Raw genomic sequence first — 16,149 nt, 5'->3', positions numbered from 1 at the left:
TACGGAAGACACCGGGATACGGAGGAAGCCGACCTGCGCAGGAACAGTTTACGCCGCTGTCGTGTGACCCAGGTCACGACGGAGCCCCCGGCGTCATTGCGGACGCCGGGGGCCCCGGTCGGTGTTCTTCGGCCCGGTGTCCGTCAGCCCGAGTAGGCCTCGGCCTTCAGGATCTTCACCGAGGCCTTCTTGCCGTTCGGCAGCTCGTACTCCGCGTTCTCGCCCACCTTGTGCCCGATGACGCCGGTGCCCAGGGGGGACTGCGGGGAGTAGGTCTCCACGTCCGCGCTCGCGTACTCGCGGGAGGCCAGCAGGAACGTCATGGTGTCGTCCTCGTCGCCGTCGAAGGCGATCGTCACGACCATGCCGGGCGCGACGGCCCCGTCCGCCGACGCCGGCGCCTCACCGACCTTGGCGTTCTCCAGGAGCTGGGTCAGCTGGCGCACACGGAGCTCCTGCTTGCCCTGCTCCTCCTTGGCCGCGTGGTACCCGCCGTTCTCGCGCAGGTCGCCCTCCTCGCGCGCGGCCGCGATCTTGGCGGCGATCTCCGTGCGCGCAGGACCAGACAGGTACTCCAGCTCGGCCCTGAGCTGGTTGTACGCCTCCTGGGTCAGCCAGGTGACGTTCTCGCTGGTCTGGGTCACAGGTGCTCCTCGTCGGTACTGGGAATACAAAGCATCGCCCTACCCGGAAGCATGTTCCTTCATGGAAGGGCGAAACCACGAGCCTAACAATTCAACGGCGGAAGGGGGAGGACATAAGCCATCAGAATCACGTCAACGCAGGTCAGCGTGTACGTATTCCGGCTGACCTCAGTCGGCGTGGCAGCCCAGCAGCTCCGCCGTGGTGCCCCGGGCCGTGGTGCGGAGCGTGACCACCCGGTCGATCTCGGTCGCCGAACCGGTGAAACGGAAGTCCGCCCGGCCCACCTCGGAGCCGTCCGCCGCCTGGGAGCGCAGCGTGCAGTAGCCGGAGGCGCCGGCGTCCTTGTGGACCTCAAGGTGCACCTTCACCGCGTCGGCGGAGGCGTCGAAGGTGACGACCTGGGCGCTGATCTTGTTCTGCACGACGTAGTGGTAGGCCAGGTAACCCACGAGGACGAGCACCAGGGCACCCAGGACCGCGCCCGCGACCTTGAGCCGGCGGTCGGCGCGCTCGTCCGAGGAGCGGCCGTAGCGGCCCTCGGGCAGCCGCGTGCTCGCGGTACTCATGATCGTCCTCCTGGCAGGAACCACCCCCGGGCCCGTCAGGAACCGGACCCCGGAATTATTCGCCCCCTGATTCGGTCACTATAGAAGCCGCCGATTGCCCCCGAGCTACCGGGGCGCCGACTTACTGAGGATTGAGTCTTGACTGACCAGCTGCGACTGATGGCCGTCCACGCCCACCCCGACGACGAGTCGAGCAAGGGCGCGGCGACCATGGCGAAGTACGTGTCCGAGGGGGTGGACGTGCTGGTCGTGACCTGCACGGGCGGGGAGCGCGGCTCCATCCTCAACCCCAAGCTCCAGGGCGACAAGTACATCGAGGAGCACATCCACGAGGTACGCAAGAAGGAGATGGACGAGGCCCGCGAGATCCTCGGCGTCAAGCAGGAGTGGCTCGGCTTCGTCGACTCCGGCCTGCCCGAGGGCGACCCGCTGCCGCCGGTGCCCGACGGCTGCTTCGCCCTGGAGGACGTCGACAAGGCCGCCGGTGAACTGGTCCGCAAGATCCGCGCCTTCCGCCCGCAGGTGATCACCACCTACGACGAGAACGGCGGCTACCCGCACCCCGACCACATCATGACCCACAAGATCTCGATGGTGGCCTTCGAGGGCGCGGCCGACGCCGAGAAGTACCCCGAGGCCGAGTACGGCCCCGTGCACCAGTCGCAGAAGCTCTACTACAACCAGGGCTTCAACCGCCCGCGCACCGAGGCCCTGCACAACGCCCTGCTGGAGCGCGGCATGGAGTCGCCGTACGGCGACTGGCTGAAGCGGTGGAACGAGTTCGAGCGCACCGAGCGCACCCTGACCACGCACATCCCGTGCGCGGACTTCTTCGAGATCCGTGACAAGGCGCTGATCGCGCACGCCACGCAGATCGACCCGGACGGCGGCTGGTTCAAGGTCCCGATGGACCTCCAGAAGGAGGTCTGGCCGACCGAGGAGTACGAGCTCGCGAAGTCGCTCGTCGATACCTCCCTCCCCGAGGACGACCTCTTTGCGGGCATCCGCGACAATGCCTGACATGAGCGCAAGCCTGGCACTGACGCACCTCGTCCCCCTCGCCAAGGAGGTCGACGAGAACAAGGTCACCCCCGGCGTCCTCGGCTTCATCGTCTTCGCGGTGATGGCCCTGGCGGTCTGGGGCCTGATGAAGTCCATGAGCAAGCACATGCAGAAGGTCGACTTCAAGGAGTCCAAGGAGTCCAAGGGGTCCCCGGCGGCCAAGGCCGACCCGGGGTCCCCCGCGGCACGCCCCAAGGGCTGACCCGCGTCACGCCCCGCCCGGCACCGGCACCCCCATCACCTCACGGGCGTGCCGGCCGGGCACCATGCCCAGGCGCCAGGCCTGCCACCCCGACTCCAGGCTCACGCCGCGCTCCAGGAGCAGCCCGTACGCCGTGACGTACTCGGCCAGCTTCTCGTCGCGCAGCGGATGCCGGGCGCGGGCGAGCTGGGCCAGGTCCTCCTGGGCTACCGCGGTGCCCACCTCCGTGCCGCCGGGCGCGGCGTAGGGCAGCAGGGTGCAGCGCAGGAAACGCGCCCAGTCCTCACCGCGGCGGTCCCCGTACGAGGCGAACAGGGTCACCGCCTCGTCGCACAGGCCCAGTGCCTGCTGGGTGCGGGCGTTGCCGGCGTCCACCACGGCCAGCTCCAGACACGTCCACGCCTCACCGTGGGCGACGCCGATGCGCTGGAAGTCGGCACGGGCGTCGACGAGCAGCTGCCGGGCGAAACCGGAGTTGCGCAGCGAGCCGGTCTGGGCCGCCCGCTGGTCGCGGGTGACCCGCGCCGAGTGGTGCCGGGCGCACGCCAGGCCGTACACGTCCCGCATCCGGGAGAACATGGTCCGGGAACGCTCCAGCTCCCGGACCGCCTCGTCCAGGGTGCCCGCCTCCTCCAGGGCCTGGCCCAGGTAGTAGACGGTCCACGCCTCGCCGCGCGCGTCCTCGTTGTCCCGGTGGCGGACGGCGGCCCGGCGCAGTCCGTCGACCGCCGGCGACGTGTCCCCGTCCACCAGCCGGGCCCGCGCCAGCTGGGTCAGCGCCCAGGCCTCGCCCCGCGCGTCCCGGGTACGGCCGTAACGCTCCAGCGCTGCCCCCAGCTCCCGCTCCGCACGCGGTACGTCCCCCATCCGCAGCGCCAGCTGGCCCAGCTGGAAGTGCGCCCAGGCCTCCCCGTGCACCGAGCCGCCCTCCCGGTGCAGCACGAGCGAACGGGTGAGCAGGTCCAGGGCCTCCGACAGCCGGGCACGGTCGCGCTGCACCGCCGCCAGGGCGTGCATCGTCCAGGCCCGGTCGGTGGCCAGCTCGGGCGCCGCCTGGAGGTCCAGGGCCTCCTGGAGCCTGGCCGCCGCCTCCGTGAGCTGGCCCTGGTGGTGCAGGGTGATCCCGAGCGAGCACAGGGCGCGGGCCGCGCCCGCGTCGTGGTGCGCCTCCATGTAGAGGTCGACGACCGAGGCGAGGGTGGTGCGGGCCTTGTCCAGTTCGCCCAGCTGACGGGCCGCGATACCCGTGCGCCACTGCACGGAACGGACCATCAGCCCCTGGTCCACCGCCTGCGCCAGCTCACTGATCTCGCCCAGCCGGTACAGGTCGCCCCGCAGCAGGCAGTAGTCGCACAGGGCGCCCAGCAGGTTCTGCACGGCGGTCTCGTCGACACCCTCGGCGTGCCGGAGCGCGGCCGTGATGAAACTCGACTCGTCGTCCAGCCAGCGCAGCGCCTCGTCGAGCGAGGTGAAGCCGTGCGGGCTGAACCGGTCCGAGCGGGTCGACATGTTGCCGTCCACCAGGCGCAGCACGGAGTCCGCGAGCTCCGCGTAGTTCACGATCAGCCGCTCCTGCGCGGCCGTCCGGTCGGCCGCCTCCTCCTCGTCCAGCAGGCGGGCCTGGGCGAAGGAGCGGACCAGGTCGTGCAGCCGGTACCGGCTGCCGCGGACATGGTCGATCAGACCGGCCCCGGCCAGGGCGACCAGCTGACGGGTCGCCTCCGCCTCGTCGGTGGCCAGCAGGGAGGCCGCGGCCGCCGCGCCGAGCGAGGCCCGCCCGGCCAGCGCCAGCCTCCGCAGCAGCCGGCGCCCGGTCTCCGGCTGGTCGGTGTAACGCAGCCACAGCGCCCGCTCCACCGGCTCCACCGGCCCGTACGCACCGAGATCGGCGGCCAGCCGGTCCGGGGAACGCGCGCCCGACGGTGTGTCCGCGCCCAGCGAGGAACCCGCGATCCGCAGGGCCAGCGGCAGCCCGCCGCACAGCTCCCGGATCCGGTCCGCCGACTGCGCGTCGTACGGACCCGTCGTCTCCCGCGCCGCGGCGTCGAGCAGCTCCTCGGCGCCCGCCGCGTCCAGCGCGGTCACCGGCAGCTGGTGCACCCAGGCCGGGAGGTCGGCCGGCAGGTCCAGCTGCTCCCGGGCGGTGACCAGGACCAGGCTGTCGGACCGCTCGGGGATCAGCGTGCGCACCTGCTCGGCGTCACAGGCGTCGTCCAGCACGATCGTCACCGGCAGCCCCGTGAGGTGCTGGTGGTACAGCTCGCTCAGCCGCTTCACCTGCTGGTCGGGCGAGGAACGCTCACGGAACAGCAACTGCTCGCGCGGCGCGCCCAGCCGGTTGAGCAGATGCAGCAGGGCGTCCCGGGTGGGCAGCGGTGGTTCGTCCCGGCTGCCGCCGCGCAGATCCACCACCACCGCGCCCCGGAAGAGGTCCTTCAGTTCGTGGGTGGCCCGGACCGCGAGGGTCGTACGGCCGGAACCCGGCTCGCCGTGCAGGACGACGACCGTCGGACGCGTCTCCGTGGCCGCCCGGGCCGCCTGCGCCCACTGCCGGATCCGAGCCAGCTCCTGCTGCCGGCCGGCGAACGGGCCCGCCTGGTCGGGCAGCTGGCCGAACGACTGCTGGAGCACCGTCCGTCGGCGGGCCGCCGCGCTCTTGTCCGTGCCGCGCAGCCCGGGGCCCTGTTTCTTCGGTCCCGTGGAGGCGCTGAGCACCCGCTGCTGGTCGAGGAACGGACGGATGCCCCGCACCTCGAGCGCGGTCAGCCACTCCAGCCGCAACTGCTCGGGTCCGCCGGGCTGACCGGCCGCGCCGGCGTGGTGATGAGCGGCCGGCAGATGGGAACCGGCGACCTTGACCACGGTGGCCGCGGCGCCGATCACCCCGACCACCGCACCCGCGCCGAGCGCCGTGGCCGCCCCGGTGCCCAGGGAGAGGTCGGCGACGGTGGCAGCGACCGCGGCGACCGCCGCGACCAGCAAGGGAGTTCCGCCGCCCTCTCTGGCGTAGCGCTGCCCGAAGCTCTGCCGGCCCGCCTCCGTCTCGTCCAGCGCGTGGGTGTACGACGTGTACTCCTCGGTGGCCGACCGCGCCATGGTCTCCATGCCCGCGCGTGCCCGTGACAGGAGCAGTTGTCCGTCGACGCGCCCGCCGGAGCGGCGGACCTCCTCCTCCACGGCCCGTACCAGCAGCCGGTCGGCCTCCGCCCGGTGGGCGTCCCGCATGTCCCGTCCCCCTCCAGCGGTAACTCCGTTGCCTACGAGTGTCCTTCGGAGGAGGCGAAGTTGCGAGAGGGCGGGATCATCCCGGGCGCGTCAGCCCCGGGGCACGGGCTCGCTCTGCCGTCCCTTCGACAGCGCCAGGAACACGCACGCCACGGCCAGACCCGCTTCCGCCACCGCGCTCGCCAGAGCCTCCACGAGCGCCCGGCCCACCGGTGAGGTCGTTATGTCGAACCACGCGTCCAGGACGGCCACCGATGCCGTCGCCGAGGCGGTGAGGCGGGCCCGTGCGTCGCCCAGCAGGCCCAGGACCGCCGTCGCCGCGCAGCCCGCCGCCATCAGGACGTCCAGCCCGATCCAGGCCAGCGACCAGTTGTGCACCTCGGTGCTGGCGGGCAGCGTCACCGCCAGCACCACCATCCACGGCACGAGCAGCACGGCGGAGGAGCCGAGCAGGATCAGTGCCCACCGCTTCGTCCGCTTCATCAGCCGCGCCTTCGTCGTAGTCGTCTCCTGCAACGTGATCGCCCCCCGGCTTGTTCCGTCCTCGGTTGTCCCGTCCGTGCCGGTCCAATCCGCACGCCCCCACACTAGACCGCAGAGAAAACTCTGCAAAGAAAATTCGGCAGACATCAGGGACGGCTCAGGGTTCTCAGGGTTACGGTGACCGCATGACCGACGGCACGCCCGAACCGCCCGAGCTGACCAGCCTGGAGCGCACCGCCCTCTACAAGTCCCTCGGCAACCCGCTGCGCCGCCGCATCCTCGACTACCTGCACCGGCACGCCGAGGCCAACTCGACCGTGCTCGCCCGCGAACTCGGCGAGAGCTCCGGCACCACCAGCTACCACCTGCGCAAACTCGCCGAGCAGAAGCTCATCGAGGAGATCCCGGAGAAGTCGCGGGGGCGGGAGCGCTGGTGGCGGAGCCTGCCCTTCAACCACACCACGCCCGACCCCGCGACGATGGCCCCGGACGAGTACGACGCCGCCAGGCAGCTCGCCATGCTCAAGATCGACGTCGACACCGAACTCTTCCGCCGCGCCCACCGGGAGTACCGGGGCCCGGAGGGATGGGCCCAGGTGCAGCGGTACGGAACCTGGCTGACCAAGGAGGAGTTCCTCGCCTTCATGCGCGAGTACCGGACCCTCCTCGACCGCTACGCCCACTCCCGAGAGACCGCCACCGAGGGGGCGCGCCCGGTCGACATGCGTTTCTACGCGGCGCCCGGGCCCGTGGGAGAGTGGAACGGTGAACCGACTGGCCCATGAGACGTCCCCGTACCTGCTCCAGCACGCCGACAACCCCGTCGACTGGTGGCCCTGGTCGGCCGAAGCCTTCGAGGCCGCGCGGACCGCGAACAAACCCGTCCTGCTGAGCGTCGGTTACAGCTCTTGTCACTGGTGCCACGTGATGGCCCACGAGTCCTTCGAGGACCGGACCACCGCCGACTTCCTCAACGAGCACTTCGTCAGTGTCAAGGTCGACCGTGAAGAGCGGCCGGACGTGGATGCCGTCTACATGGAGGCCGTGCAGGCGGCCACCGGGCAGGGCGGCTGGCCCATGACCGTCTTCCTGACCCCGGACGCCGAACCCTTCTACTTCGGCACCTACTTCCCGCCCGCCCCGCGGCACGGCATGCCCTCCTTCCGGCAGGTACTGGAAGGCGTCCGGAGCGCCTGGGCCGACCGGCGGGACGAGGTCGCCGAGGTCGCCGGGAAGATCGTCCGGGATCTCGCCCAGCGCGAGATCAGCCACCAGGGCACCCGGCCGCCCGGCGAGCAGGAACTCGCGCAGGCCCTGCTCGGCCTCACCCGCGAGTACGACCCGCAGCGCGGCGGGTTCGGCGGCGCCCCCAAGTTCCCGCCGTCCATGGTCGTCGAGTTCCTGTTGCGGCACCACGCCCGCACCGGCGCCGACGGCGCCCTCCAGATGGCCGCGGACACCTGCGAGCGCATGGCCCGCGGCGGCCTCTACGACCAGCTCGGCGGCGGCTTCGCCCGCTACTCCGTCGACCGCGACTGGGTCGTCCCGCACTTCGAGAAGATGCTGTACGACAACGCCCTGCTGTGCCGCGCCTACGCCCACCTGTGGCGGGCCACCGGGTCCGCGCTCGCCCGCCGGGTCGCGCTGGAGACCGCCGACTTCATGGTCCGCGAACTGCGCACCGCCGAGGGCGGGTTCGCCTCCGCCCTGGACGCCGACAGCGACGACGGGACCGGTGAGCACGTCGAGGGGGCGTACTACGTCTGGACGCCCGCGCAGTTCGACGAGGCCCTCGGTGACGACGCGGACCTCGCCGCCCGGTACTTCGGCGTCACACCGGAGGGCACCTTCGAGCACGGCCAGTCGGTCCTTCAACTCCCGCAGCAGGAAGGTGTGTTCGACGCGGAGAAGATCGAGTCCGTGAAGCGGCGGCTGCTCGCGAAGCGGGCCGAGCGCCCCGCCCCCGGCCGTGACGACAAGGTCGTCGCCGCCTGGAACGGCCTCGCCGTGGCCGCGCTCGCCGAGACCGGCGCCTACTTCGACCGCCCGGACCTGGTCGAGGCCGCCGTCGGCGCCGCGGATCTCCTCGTACGACTGCACCTGGACGACCACGCCCGGCTCGCCCGGACCAGCCGGGACGGCCATGTCGGCGCCAACGCGGGCGTGCTGGAGGACTACGGCGATGTCGCCGAGGGGTTCCTCGCGCTCGCGTCGGTGACCGGCGAGGGCGTCTGGCTGGACTTCGCCGGGCTGCTGCTCGACCACGTCCTGGCCCGTTTCGCCGACGGGGAGACCGGCGCCCTCTACGACACCGCGTCGGACGCCGAACGGCTCATCCGCCGCCCCCAGGACCCGACCGACAACGCCACCCCGTCCGGCTGGTCCGCCGCCGCGGGCGCCCTGCTGGGCTACGCGGCCCACACCGGCTCCGAACCCCATCGCGCCGCGGCGGAGCGGGCGTTGGGCGTGGTCGGGACGCTCGGGCCGCGGGTGCCGCGGTTCGTCGGCTGGGGGCTGGCCGTCGCCGAGGCGCTGCTCGACGGACCGCGCGAGGTCGCGATCGTCGGGCCGGCGGCTGGGGACCGGGACACGGCGGCCCTGCACCGCACCGCGCTTCTCGGTACCGCGCCCGGCGCGGTGGTGGCCGTGGGGACGCCGGGGGGCGACGAGTTCCCGCTGCTCGCCGACCGGCCGCTCGTCGGCGGCGCGGCGACCGCGTACGTCTGCCGCAACTTCACCTGTGACGCCCCGACCACCGATCCGGAGCGGCTGAAGGCGGCGCTCGGCGACTGACCGGGCGCCGGACCGGCGGTCGTCCGCGGGCGCGTGGGGGCCGGCCGCCCAATTCCCCACGCCCTGCGGCCGTTTCGGGCAATACGGCGCGACCGTGTTTCGTGCAGATTCTGTGTGTGAAGTTTGTGTCTCGTGTGTCCCCTGTTCATTCAAGATCTCCTAGCATCGCTCGAGCAGTGCCCGGTTCTGACTGTTTTCGGACCGCGGCGATCGTGCTATGTGGGGGGAGAACGCAACATTGTCCGAGTTCTTCGACCAGGTCTGGTCGTGGATCGTCGAGGCTGTGGGGGAGACTTCGTGGCGGGAGCTGATGCCACTGGGGCTTGCCGGACTCTTCGTCTGGGCCCTGTGGCTGTACCGAGCGGTGCTCTCGCGGTTCGCCAGACCAGTCGTCAACGACTTCCGTACCAGCGTCTCCGTGGTGGTCCCGGCGTACCGGGAAGACCCGGAGATCCTGCTGGAATGCCTGGAGACCTGGATAGCGCAGGATCCCGCTGAGATCATCATCGTCCCCGACGTGGACGACCACGAGGTGCTGCACCGGCTGTCCCTCGTGGAGGACCCGCGGGTCCGGGTGCTCGCCTTCGAGCACCGGGGGAAACGTTCCGCTCTCGGCGTCGGCATCCGCGCCGCCCAGGGGGAGGTCGTCGTCCTGGTGGACTCCGACACCCGATGGGAACCGGGCCTGCTGGACGCCGTGCAGATGCCCTTCGCCGATCCGACCGTCGGCGGGGTGGGCACCCAGCAGAACGTCTACCAGCGCACCACCAGCGTGTGGCGCCGAATAGCCGACTGGCTGGTCAACCTCCGCTACTACGACTACGTCCCGGCCATGGGCCGGGCCGGGGCGGTGGCCTGCCTCTCCGGCCGTACCGCCGCCTACCGCCGCGCGGCGGTGCTGCCGGTGCTGGAGAACCTGGAGAACGAGTTCTTCCTCGGCCGCCGCTGTGTGGCGGGCGACGACGGCCGGCTGACCTGGCTGGTGCTCGCCTCCGGCTACCGGACGGTGCACCAGTCCTCCGCGCGGGCGCTCTCCATGTTCCCGTCGTCCTTCCGGGCGTTCGTGAAGCAGCGCGTCCGCTGGAGCCGCAACTCCTACCGCTGCTACCTGACCGCGCTCTACAAGGGCTGGCTGTGGCGGGCCCCGCTGGTCACCAAGATCACGGTGCTACAGATCCTGCTGACCCCGGTCACGATGGGCATGGCCCTCGGCTACCTGCTGCTGAGCCGGCTCGACCTCAGCGGGCGCGGCATCGTCCTCACCCTGATCTGGCTGCTGCTCGGCCGCGCCGTGCGGGGCTACTCGCATCTGCGCCGGCACCCGCAGGAGATCCTCCTGCTGCCGCTGACCGCCCTCGTCGTCATCATGATCTCGCTGCCGATCAAGCTGTACGCCTTCGTCACCATGAACAAGCAGGGCTGGCTCACGCGGAACAGCAGCAGCATCGGGGGCGAGGGGCAGAGCGCGGCCACCCTCTCCGGTCCCGCCGCCGGATCCCAGAACCACTCCGCGCTCCAGCCGGAGGTGATCTGAGGCCATGACCGCACGTCTCATGACGCGGAGAAGCGTGACGCGGAGAAGACCGGGTGCCGGGCGGCTGCGCCGGGCCGGTGCCAGGGCGGTGGGCCTGCTCGGCGCCTGCGCGGTGGCGGTGCCGCTGCTGCTGGGGACCTCGGCCACGGCCCACGCGGACGGGAAGGGGGCCGCCGACAAGCAGCGGGCGGCCTCCGAGGACGCGGAGACCCAGGCCGCCCTGGTCGCCGACGAGGACCACCGGCTCAACCAGGTACGGGCGTTCACCTCGGTGGCACCCCTGCAAAGCACCAAGTGGACCGTGCCGTACCGGCTGGACACCGACAACGGCTACACCCTGGTGCTGACCGAGCGCCGCGCCCCCTACACGGTGGCCGACCTGCTCAGACTCGCCCCGCAGACCTTCGTGCGGCGCAAGGACGGGTCGTACGTTCTGACCGAGAACATCTACCTCAACGTCGGCGCCAAGCTGAAGCTGTCCAACCCGGGCGGACTGACGCTGCGGATGGCCAGCAACCGCAGCGGCTTCGTCTCCATCGTCTCCTTCGGCGGCGAGCTGTCCCTCCAGGGCACCGCGCAGGCGCCGTTGACGATCACCAGCTGGAACCCGCGGGCCGACAAGCCCGACACCGACGTCCGGGACGGCCGCGCCTACATCCGCACCATCGGCGGACAGTTCCGGATGACGCACACCGCGCTGTCGAACCTGGGGTTCTGGAGCGGCCGTACCGGAGGGCTCAGCCTCACCGGGACCGACCGGCCCAACACCGGTTCGCTGGAGGACACCGGCCAGGTGCACGGCAAGGCCGCGCGTGAACGGGCGCAGCAGGACGACGCGCGGGACGACGGCAGCTCCGACAGCAGCGGGATCACGGCCATGCCCTCGGGCGCGCTGACCACGCCCGACGCCCGGTTCTCGACCGCGGGCCTGTCCTACGTCTCCGGTTCCATCACCCACTCGACGATCACCGGCAACGCCTTCGGGATCTTCATCTCCAGTGCGACGGGGATCGAGATCAGCGACACGACCGTGCGGGACAGCCTGGAGGACGGGGTGGTCCTGCACCGCTTCGTCTCCAGTTCGCTGGTACAGCGCACGGTCGCCAAGGACAACGGCGGCGACGGCTTCATCCTCTCCCGGGCCACCCAGCAGGTGCGGATCAGCGGCTCCACCGCGCAGGGCAACGGCGGCAACGGCTACACACTGAGCGGCAAGCCGCTCGCCGACGGGCCCTCCGCCTCCGGGCAGGCCGTCGACAGCTACGGCTCCAACTCGGTCGCCAACAGCGTGGCCAAGGACAACGGCCGGTACGGCGTCGAGGTGCTCGGCGGCTTCGACGTCGGCGTGCAGAACAACCGCATCGAGGGCGGTGACATGGGCATCGTGGCCCGCCTGGCGGCCGACAAGGTGTCCATCACCGGCAACCGGCTCAGCGGGCAGGACCGGCAAGGCATCTCGGTCCGAGACGGGGTCACCGGCGCCACGGTCACCGGCAACATCATCGACGGCCCGGAGACCGGCGTGTACGTGCGGGACTCGGACGCCGACATCCGCGGCAACACCGTCCAGGACGCGACCAGTCACGGGGTCAGCCTGGTCGGCGCCGTGGACGGTACGTCGGTCTCCTTCAACGTGATCGGCGGGGTCGGCCCCAGCGCGCTGGACTCCAGCCGCTCGCACGGCGGTGCCGACATCAAGGAGAACCAGACCTTCGCCTGGTACGACACCAGTTCCTTCTGGGTCAAGGTCAAGCACTACGCGAGCCCGATGACCCTGCTGTGGACCGGCATCCTGCTGCTCATCCTGTTCTCGGCCGCGATGGGCCGGCGCAGACGGCGGGGCCGGCGGGGCAGGGACGGCGGAATCGTCCACCCGTACTCCGACAAGGCACCGCTGCCCGCCCCGCCCGCGAGCGAGATCGCCGTGGCGGGCCGCCGACCGGAACCGGTGATGAGCGAATGAACGACGACGCCCTCCCACCGCCCCCGGACGCCCGCCCCGGCACCGGCAGCCCGCCCCCCGGCCCCGCCCCCGGCTCCTCCGCCGCCGGCAGCCCGCCCACCGACGGCAGCGCTCCGCCGGTCGACGGCGGCCTGCCCACCGGCGGCGGCTCCCCAGCGACCGACGGCAGCCTCTCCGGTGGCGGCCTGTCCGGTGGCGGCCTGTCCGGTGGCGGTGGGTTCTCGGTGGGGGAGTCCGTCGGGCAGCGGGTGCGGCGGATCTGGGTTTCCGGTGGTGTGCCGTTGTGGGTGGCGTCGGTCGCCCTGGTGGTCTCGGTGGTGGCACTGGTCGTGGCCGGGGTGTCCGCCGGTGATGACCGGGCCGTCGTGTACGGGGCCGGTCCCACCGCCGGTCCCACCATCCCGGTCGCCGGAGCCACGGACGACGGGGGTGACGGGGGTGACGGGGGCGACACCGACGGCTCGGGTGCCACGGCCTCCGGTCCGGCACCGGGCGACACGGCGGCCGTCGAAGGGACGGCCGGGGCGGCCACCGAAGGGGCGGCCGGGGCGGTCGCCGACGGCTCGGCAGGGGCCGGGGCGGCCGGGCCGGTGACGTGTCCCGCCGCCACCGTCACCGTCGGCGACGCCAAGTCCCTGAAGGACGCGCTGAAGCAGGCCCGGCCCGGTGACGTCATCAGGATGCTGGACGGCGTCTACGCGGACCGGTTCACCGCCGACACCCCCGGCACGGCGGACCGCCCCATCTTCCTGTGCGGCGGCCCCGGCGCGGTCCTGGACGCCGGTGACGTGGACGGCGGTTACGCCTTCCACCTCGACGGCGCCAGCCACTGGCGGCTGCTCGGTTTCACGGTCCGCGACGGCCAGAAGGGGGTCATGGCCGACCGCGTCCAGGGCACCGTCATCCAGGGCCTGACGGTCGAGAACATCGGCGACGAGGGCATCCACCTGCGCGACTTCAGCTCCGGCAACGTGGTCGAGAACAACACCGTCCGCGACACCGGCAAGCGCAAGGAGCAGTTCGGCGAGGGGATCTACGTCGGTTCCGCGGAGTCCAACTGGTGCACCGTCACCGACTGCAAGCCGGACCGGAGCGACCACAACGTCATCCGTGGCAACCACGTCAGCGCCACCACCGCCGAGTCCGTCGACATCAAGGAGGGCACCACGGGCGGCTCCGTCATCGGCAACACCTTCGACGGCGCGGACCTCAGCGGCGGCCACAACGACTCCTGGGTCGACGTCAAGGGCAACGACTGGCTGATCAAGGGCAACGTGGGCCGGCACTCCCGCGAGGACGGCTTCCAGACCCACCGGATCCTCGACGGCTGGGGCACCGGGAACGTCTTCCAGGCCAACACCGCGCAGGTCGACGGCCCCGGCTACGGCTTCCACCTCACGCCCGCCGACGGCAACAAGGTCACCTGCGACAACAAGGTCGGCGACGCGACGAAGGGCCTCGCCAACGTCGCCTGCTCCTCCTGACGGCGAGGGGCCCGGTCACGCCGGGTCCCTCGCCCGCGCCCGGCCCTCACGTATCCCCCGCATGCCCCTTTCATCCACATACGGGCATTGCGTCTGCTCCCCGACCTCCCGGAGGAATCATGGACACCCGTCCCCGTCTGACCGTCATCGGCACCGGCTACCTGGGCGCCACGCACGCCGTGTGCATGGCGGAGCTCGGCTTCGAGGTGCTCGGTGTCGACGTGGATCCCGCGAAGATCGACCTGCTGAGAGCCGGGGAGGTGCCCTTCTTCGAGCCAGGTCTCGCGGAGCTCCTGGTCAAGGCCCTGGACTCGGGCCGGCTGCACTTCTCGACCAGCCTCGCCGAGGCGGCGGACTTCGGCGACGTCCACTTCGTCTGCGTGGGCACCCCGCAGCAGTCCGGCTCGTACGCCGCCGACCTGCGCTTCGTGGAGGGCGCGGTGACCGAGCTGGCCCGGCATCTGCGCCGCCGGGCGCTGGTGGTCGGGAAGTCCACGGTGCCGGTGGGTACCGCGGCCCGGCTGGCGGAGCTGGTGCGCACCACCGCACCGGCCGGGGACGCCGTGGAGCTGGCCTGGAACCCGGAGTTCCTGCGCGAGGGCTTCGCCGTGGACGACACCATGCACCCCGACCGGCTGGTGTTCGGCACCGAATCGGCCTGGGCGGAGGAGCGGTTGCGCACCGTGTTCGCGCCCGTCATCGAACAGGGCACCCCGGTGGTGGTCACCGACCTGCCGACCGCGGAACTGGTCAAGGTCGCCGCCAACTCCTTCCTGGCCACGAAGATCTCGTACATCAACGCCATGGCGGAGGTCTGTGAGGCCACCGGCGCCGACGTGCAGCGGCTGGCCGAGGCGCTGGCCCACGACGACCGGATCGGGGGCCGTTTCCTCAAGCCGGGGCTGGGGTTCGGCGGCGGCTGCCTGCCCAAGGACATCCGGGCCTTCATCCACCGTGCCGAGGAACTGGACGTCGCCCAGGCGGTCGCCTTCCTGCGCGAGGTGGACGGGATCAACCAGCGCCGCCGGGCCCGCACCGTGGACCTGGTCCGTGAGCTGGCCGGCGGGGACCTCGCCGGGACGAGGGTGGCCGCGCTGGGCGCGGCCTTCAAACCCGACTCCGACGACATCCGCGACGCCCCCGCCCTGGACGTCGCCGCCGGCCTGCACCGGGCCGGCGCCCGGGTGACCGTCTACGACCCGGTGGCGATGGACAACGCCCGCCGCGTCCACCCGGAGCTCACGTACGGGACCGACGCGCTCCAGGCCGCCGCGGACGCCGACGTGGTGGTCCTGCTGACCGAGTGGACGCAGTTCCGGGAGATCGACCCGGAGGTCATGGGCTCGGTGGTGAACCGGCGCCGGGTGGTGGACGGCCGGCACGCCCTGGACCCGGTCCGGTGGCGCGCGGCCGGCTGGGAGTACCGGGCGCTCGGCCGCAACTGACCCCGGGCTACGGCCGGTTCAGGCGAACTCGGCGAGGGCGCGCGCCACGATCTCCTCCAGCTGCCGGTGGTGCGCGCCCTTCCAGTAGGCGCGCCCGCACTCCTCGCACCGCGCGAAGACGTCGTACGACTTCTGTGTGCCGCCCTTGAGCTGCTCCGCCACCTCCTCCTTGGCCGCCGCCCGCAGCACGCCGTTGCAGGCGGTGCAGCGGCTCCACGGGTGCAGGGCGGGGGCGAAGCGGGCGAGGACGTCGCGGAGCTGGTCGTCGGGGCTGGTGCTGTAGACGTAGGCGCCGGCCCAGAGCTCGCGGCGGCGCAGCAGGCCCCGGTCCCGGCTCAGCATGACCCGTTTCTCGGCCGCCGAGCGGGCCGCGAGGGCCGGGTCGCCGATGTCCGTCGACTCGTACGCCGTGTCCACGCCGAGCAGGCGCAGCCGCCGGGCCAGGGTGCCGAGGTGGACGTCGAGGAGGAACCGGAGCGGGGCGCCGGGGACGGGCTGGGGGCGGCTGACCGGGCGTACGGCCACCCGCTCGCCGTCCCCGGGGATGTGGGCGACCGGCACCTCGCGGCCGTCCACCAGCAGCGTGCCGACCTCGGTCAGCGGGACGCCCAGCGACTCGATCACGTGGCCGAGCGTCGACACACCGTCGACGGCGAGCGGGTGGACGCCCACCCGGCGGGCGTGCGGGACGAACAGGGCCAGCTCGGGGGCGACTTCGACGTGGATCTCGGCGGTCTTCACCTGGTC

General features: G+C 71.9%; 13 protein-coding genes. 8 read left to right on the top strand and 5 right to left on the bottom strand.

Translation table 11 applies throughout. The annotated features are described in order from the left end of the window. Positions 1-143: 143 nt before the first annotated feature. Together greA and AAW13_RS02820 are read right to left on the bottom strand one after the other, a co-directional pair. Positions 144-644, bottom strand: coding sequence for a transcription elongation factor GreA (gene greA / locus AAW13_RS02825; protein ID WP_046731888.1), 501 nt, complete (start codon positions 642-644; stop codon positions 144-146). A 168-nt stretch (positions 645-812) separates the two neighbouring features. Further along, on the bottom strand, positions 813-1,211 hold the full coding sequence (locus AAW13_RS02820) for a DUF4307 domain-containing protein (RefSeq protein ID WP_046731889.1): 399 nt from the start codon (positions 1,209-1,211) through the stop codon (positions 813-815). Positions 1,212-1,349: 138 nt separating this feature from the next. Between AAW13_RS02820 and mca the strand changes: the two genes are divergently transcribed. After that, a complete protein-coding gene (gene mca / locus AAW13_RS02815; RefSeq protein WP_071659403.1) occupies positions 1,350-2,231 on the top strand; it encodes a mycothiol conjugate amidase Mca in 882 nt (293 codons plus the stop codon). Next, the gene (locus AAW13_RS02810) at positions 2,224-2,475 is read left to right on the top strand and encodes a hypothetical protein (protein WP_206306134.1); all 252 of its coding nucleotides are present in this window, start codon (positions 2,224-2,226) and stop codon (positions 2,473-2,475) included. The genes mca and AAW13_RS02810 overlap by 8 nt, the downstream gene beginning before the upstream one ends. Positions 2,476-2,481: 6 nt before the next feature. Here AAW13_RS02810 and AAW13_RS02805 read toward each other — a convergent pair whose 3' ends face one another. Continuing rightward, the gene (locus tag AAW13_RS02805; RefSeq protein ID WP_046731892.1) at positions 2,482-5,700 is read right to left on the bottom strand and encodes a tetratricopeptide repeat protein; all 3,219 of its coding nucleotides are present in this window, start codon (positions 5,698-5,700) and stop codon (positions 2,482-2,484) included. Positions 5,701-5,790: 90 nt separating this feature from the next. After that, a complete protein-coding gene (locus AAW13_RS02800) occupies positions 5,791-6,183 on the bottom strand; it encodes a hypothetical protein (protein ID WP_046731893.1) in 393 nt (130 codons plus the stop codon). Between the two features lie 185 nt (positions 6,184-6,368). Here AAW13_RS02800 and AAW13_RS02795 point away from each other — a divergent pair, with 185 nt between their 5' ends. The 6 genes from AAW13_RS02795 (at position 6,369) to AAW13_RS02770 (ending at position 15,402) form a co-directional block, all read left to right on the top strand. Then, entirely contained in the window at positions 6,369-6,968 is a 600-nt protein-coding gene (locus AAW13_RS02795; protein WP_046731894.1) for an ArsR/SmtB family transcription factor, read from the top strand. Then, positions 6,949-8,976 (top strand): thioredoxin domain-containing protein, encoded by a 2,028-nt coding sequence (locus tag AAW13_RS02790; RefSeq protein WP_046731895.1) that lies wholly within the window; start codon positions 6,949-6,951, stop codon positions 8,974-8,976. Before AAW13_RS02795 ends, AAW13_RS02790 begins: the two co-directional genes overlap by 20 nt. A 238-nt stretch (positions 8,977-9,214) precedes the next feature. Continuing rightward, a complete protein-coding gene (locus tag AAW13_RS02785) occupies positions 9,215-10,510 on the top strand; it encodes a glycosyltransferase family 2 protein (protein WP_240528517.1) in 1,296 nt (431 codons plus the stop codon). 4 nt (positions 10,511-10,514) lie between these two features. Next, entirely contained in the window at positions 10,515-12,473 is a 1,959-nt protein-coding gene (locus AAW13_RS02780) for a right-handed parallel beta-helix repeat-containing protein (protein ID WP_240528516.1), read from the top strand. Beyond that, positions 12,470-13,957 carry a right-handed parallel beta-helix repeat-containing protein gene (locus AAW13_RS46320; protein ID WP_143144976.1) on the top strand — a complete coding sequence of 496 codons (1,488 nt, stop codon included), beginning with the start codon at positions 12,470-12,472 and terminating at the stop codon, positions 13,955-13,957. Before AAW13_RS02780 ends, AAW13_RS46320 begins: the two co-directional genes overlap by 4 nt. Positions 13,958-14,076: 119 nt before the next feature. Beyond that, on the top strand, positions 14,077-15,402 hold the full coding sequence (locus AAW13_RS02770; RefSeq protein WP_046733620.1) for a UDP-glucose dehydrogenase family protein: 1,326 nt from the start codon (positions 14,077-14,079) through the stop codon (positions 15,400-15,402). 18 nt (positions 15,403-15,420) lie between these two features. Here AAW13_RS02770 and AAW13_RS02765 read toward each other — a convergent pair whose 3' ends face one another. Beyond that, the gene (locus tag AAW13_RS02765; RefSeq protein WP_046733621.1) at positions 15,421-16,143 is read right to left on the bottom strand and encodes a Mut7-C RNAse domain-containing protein; all 723 of its coding nucleotides are present in this window, start codon (positions 16,141-16,143) and stop codon (positions 15,421-15,423) included. Positions 16,144-16,149 lie beyond the last annotated feature (6 nt).

Origin of the sequence: Streptomyces humi, assembly GCF_001005085.2 — a bacterium.
Taxonomy (GTDB): domain Bacteria; phylum Actinomycetota; class Actinomycetes; order Streptomycetales; family Streptomycetaceae; genus Streptomyces; species Streptomyces humi.
Note: the sequence above shows the minus strand (reverse complement) of the source record. Positions and strands in the feature narration are given on the sequence as shown.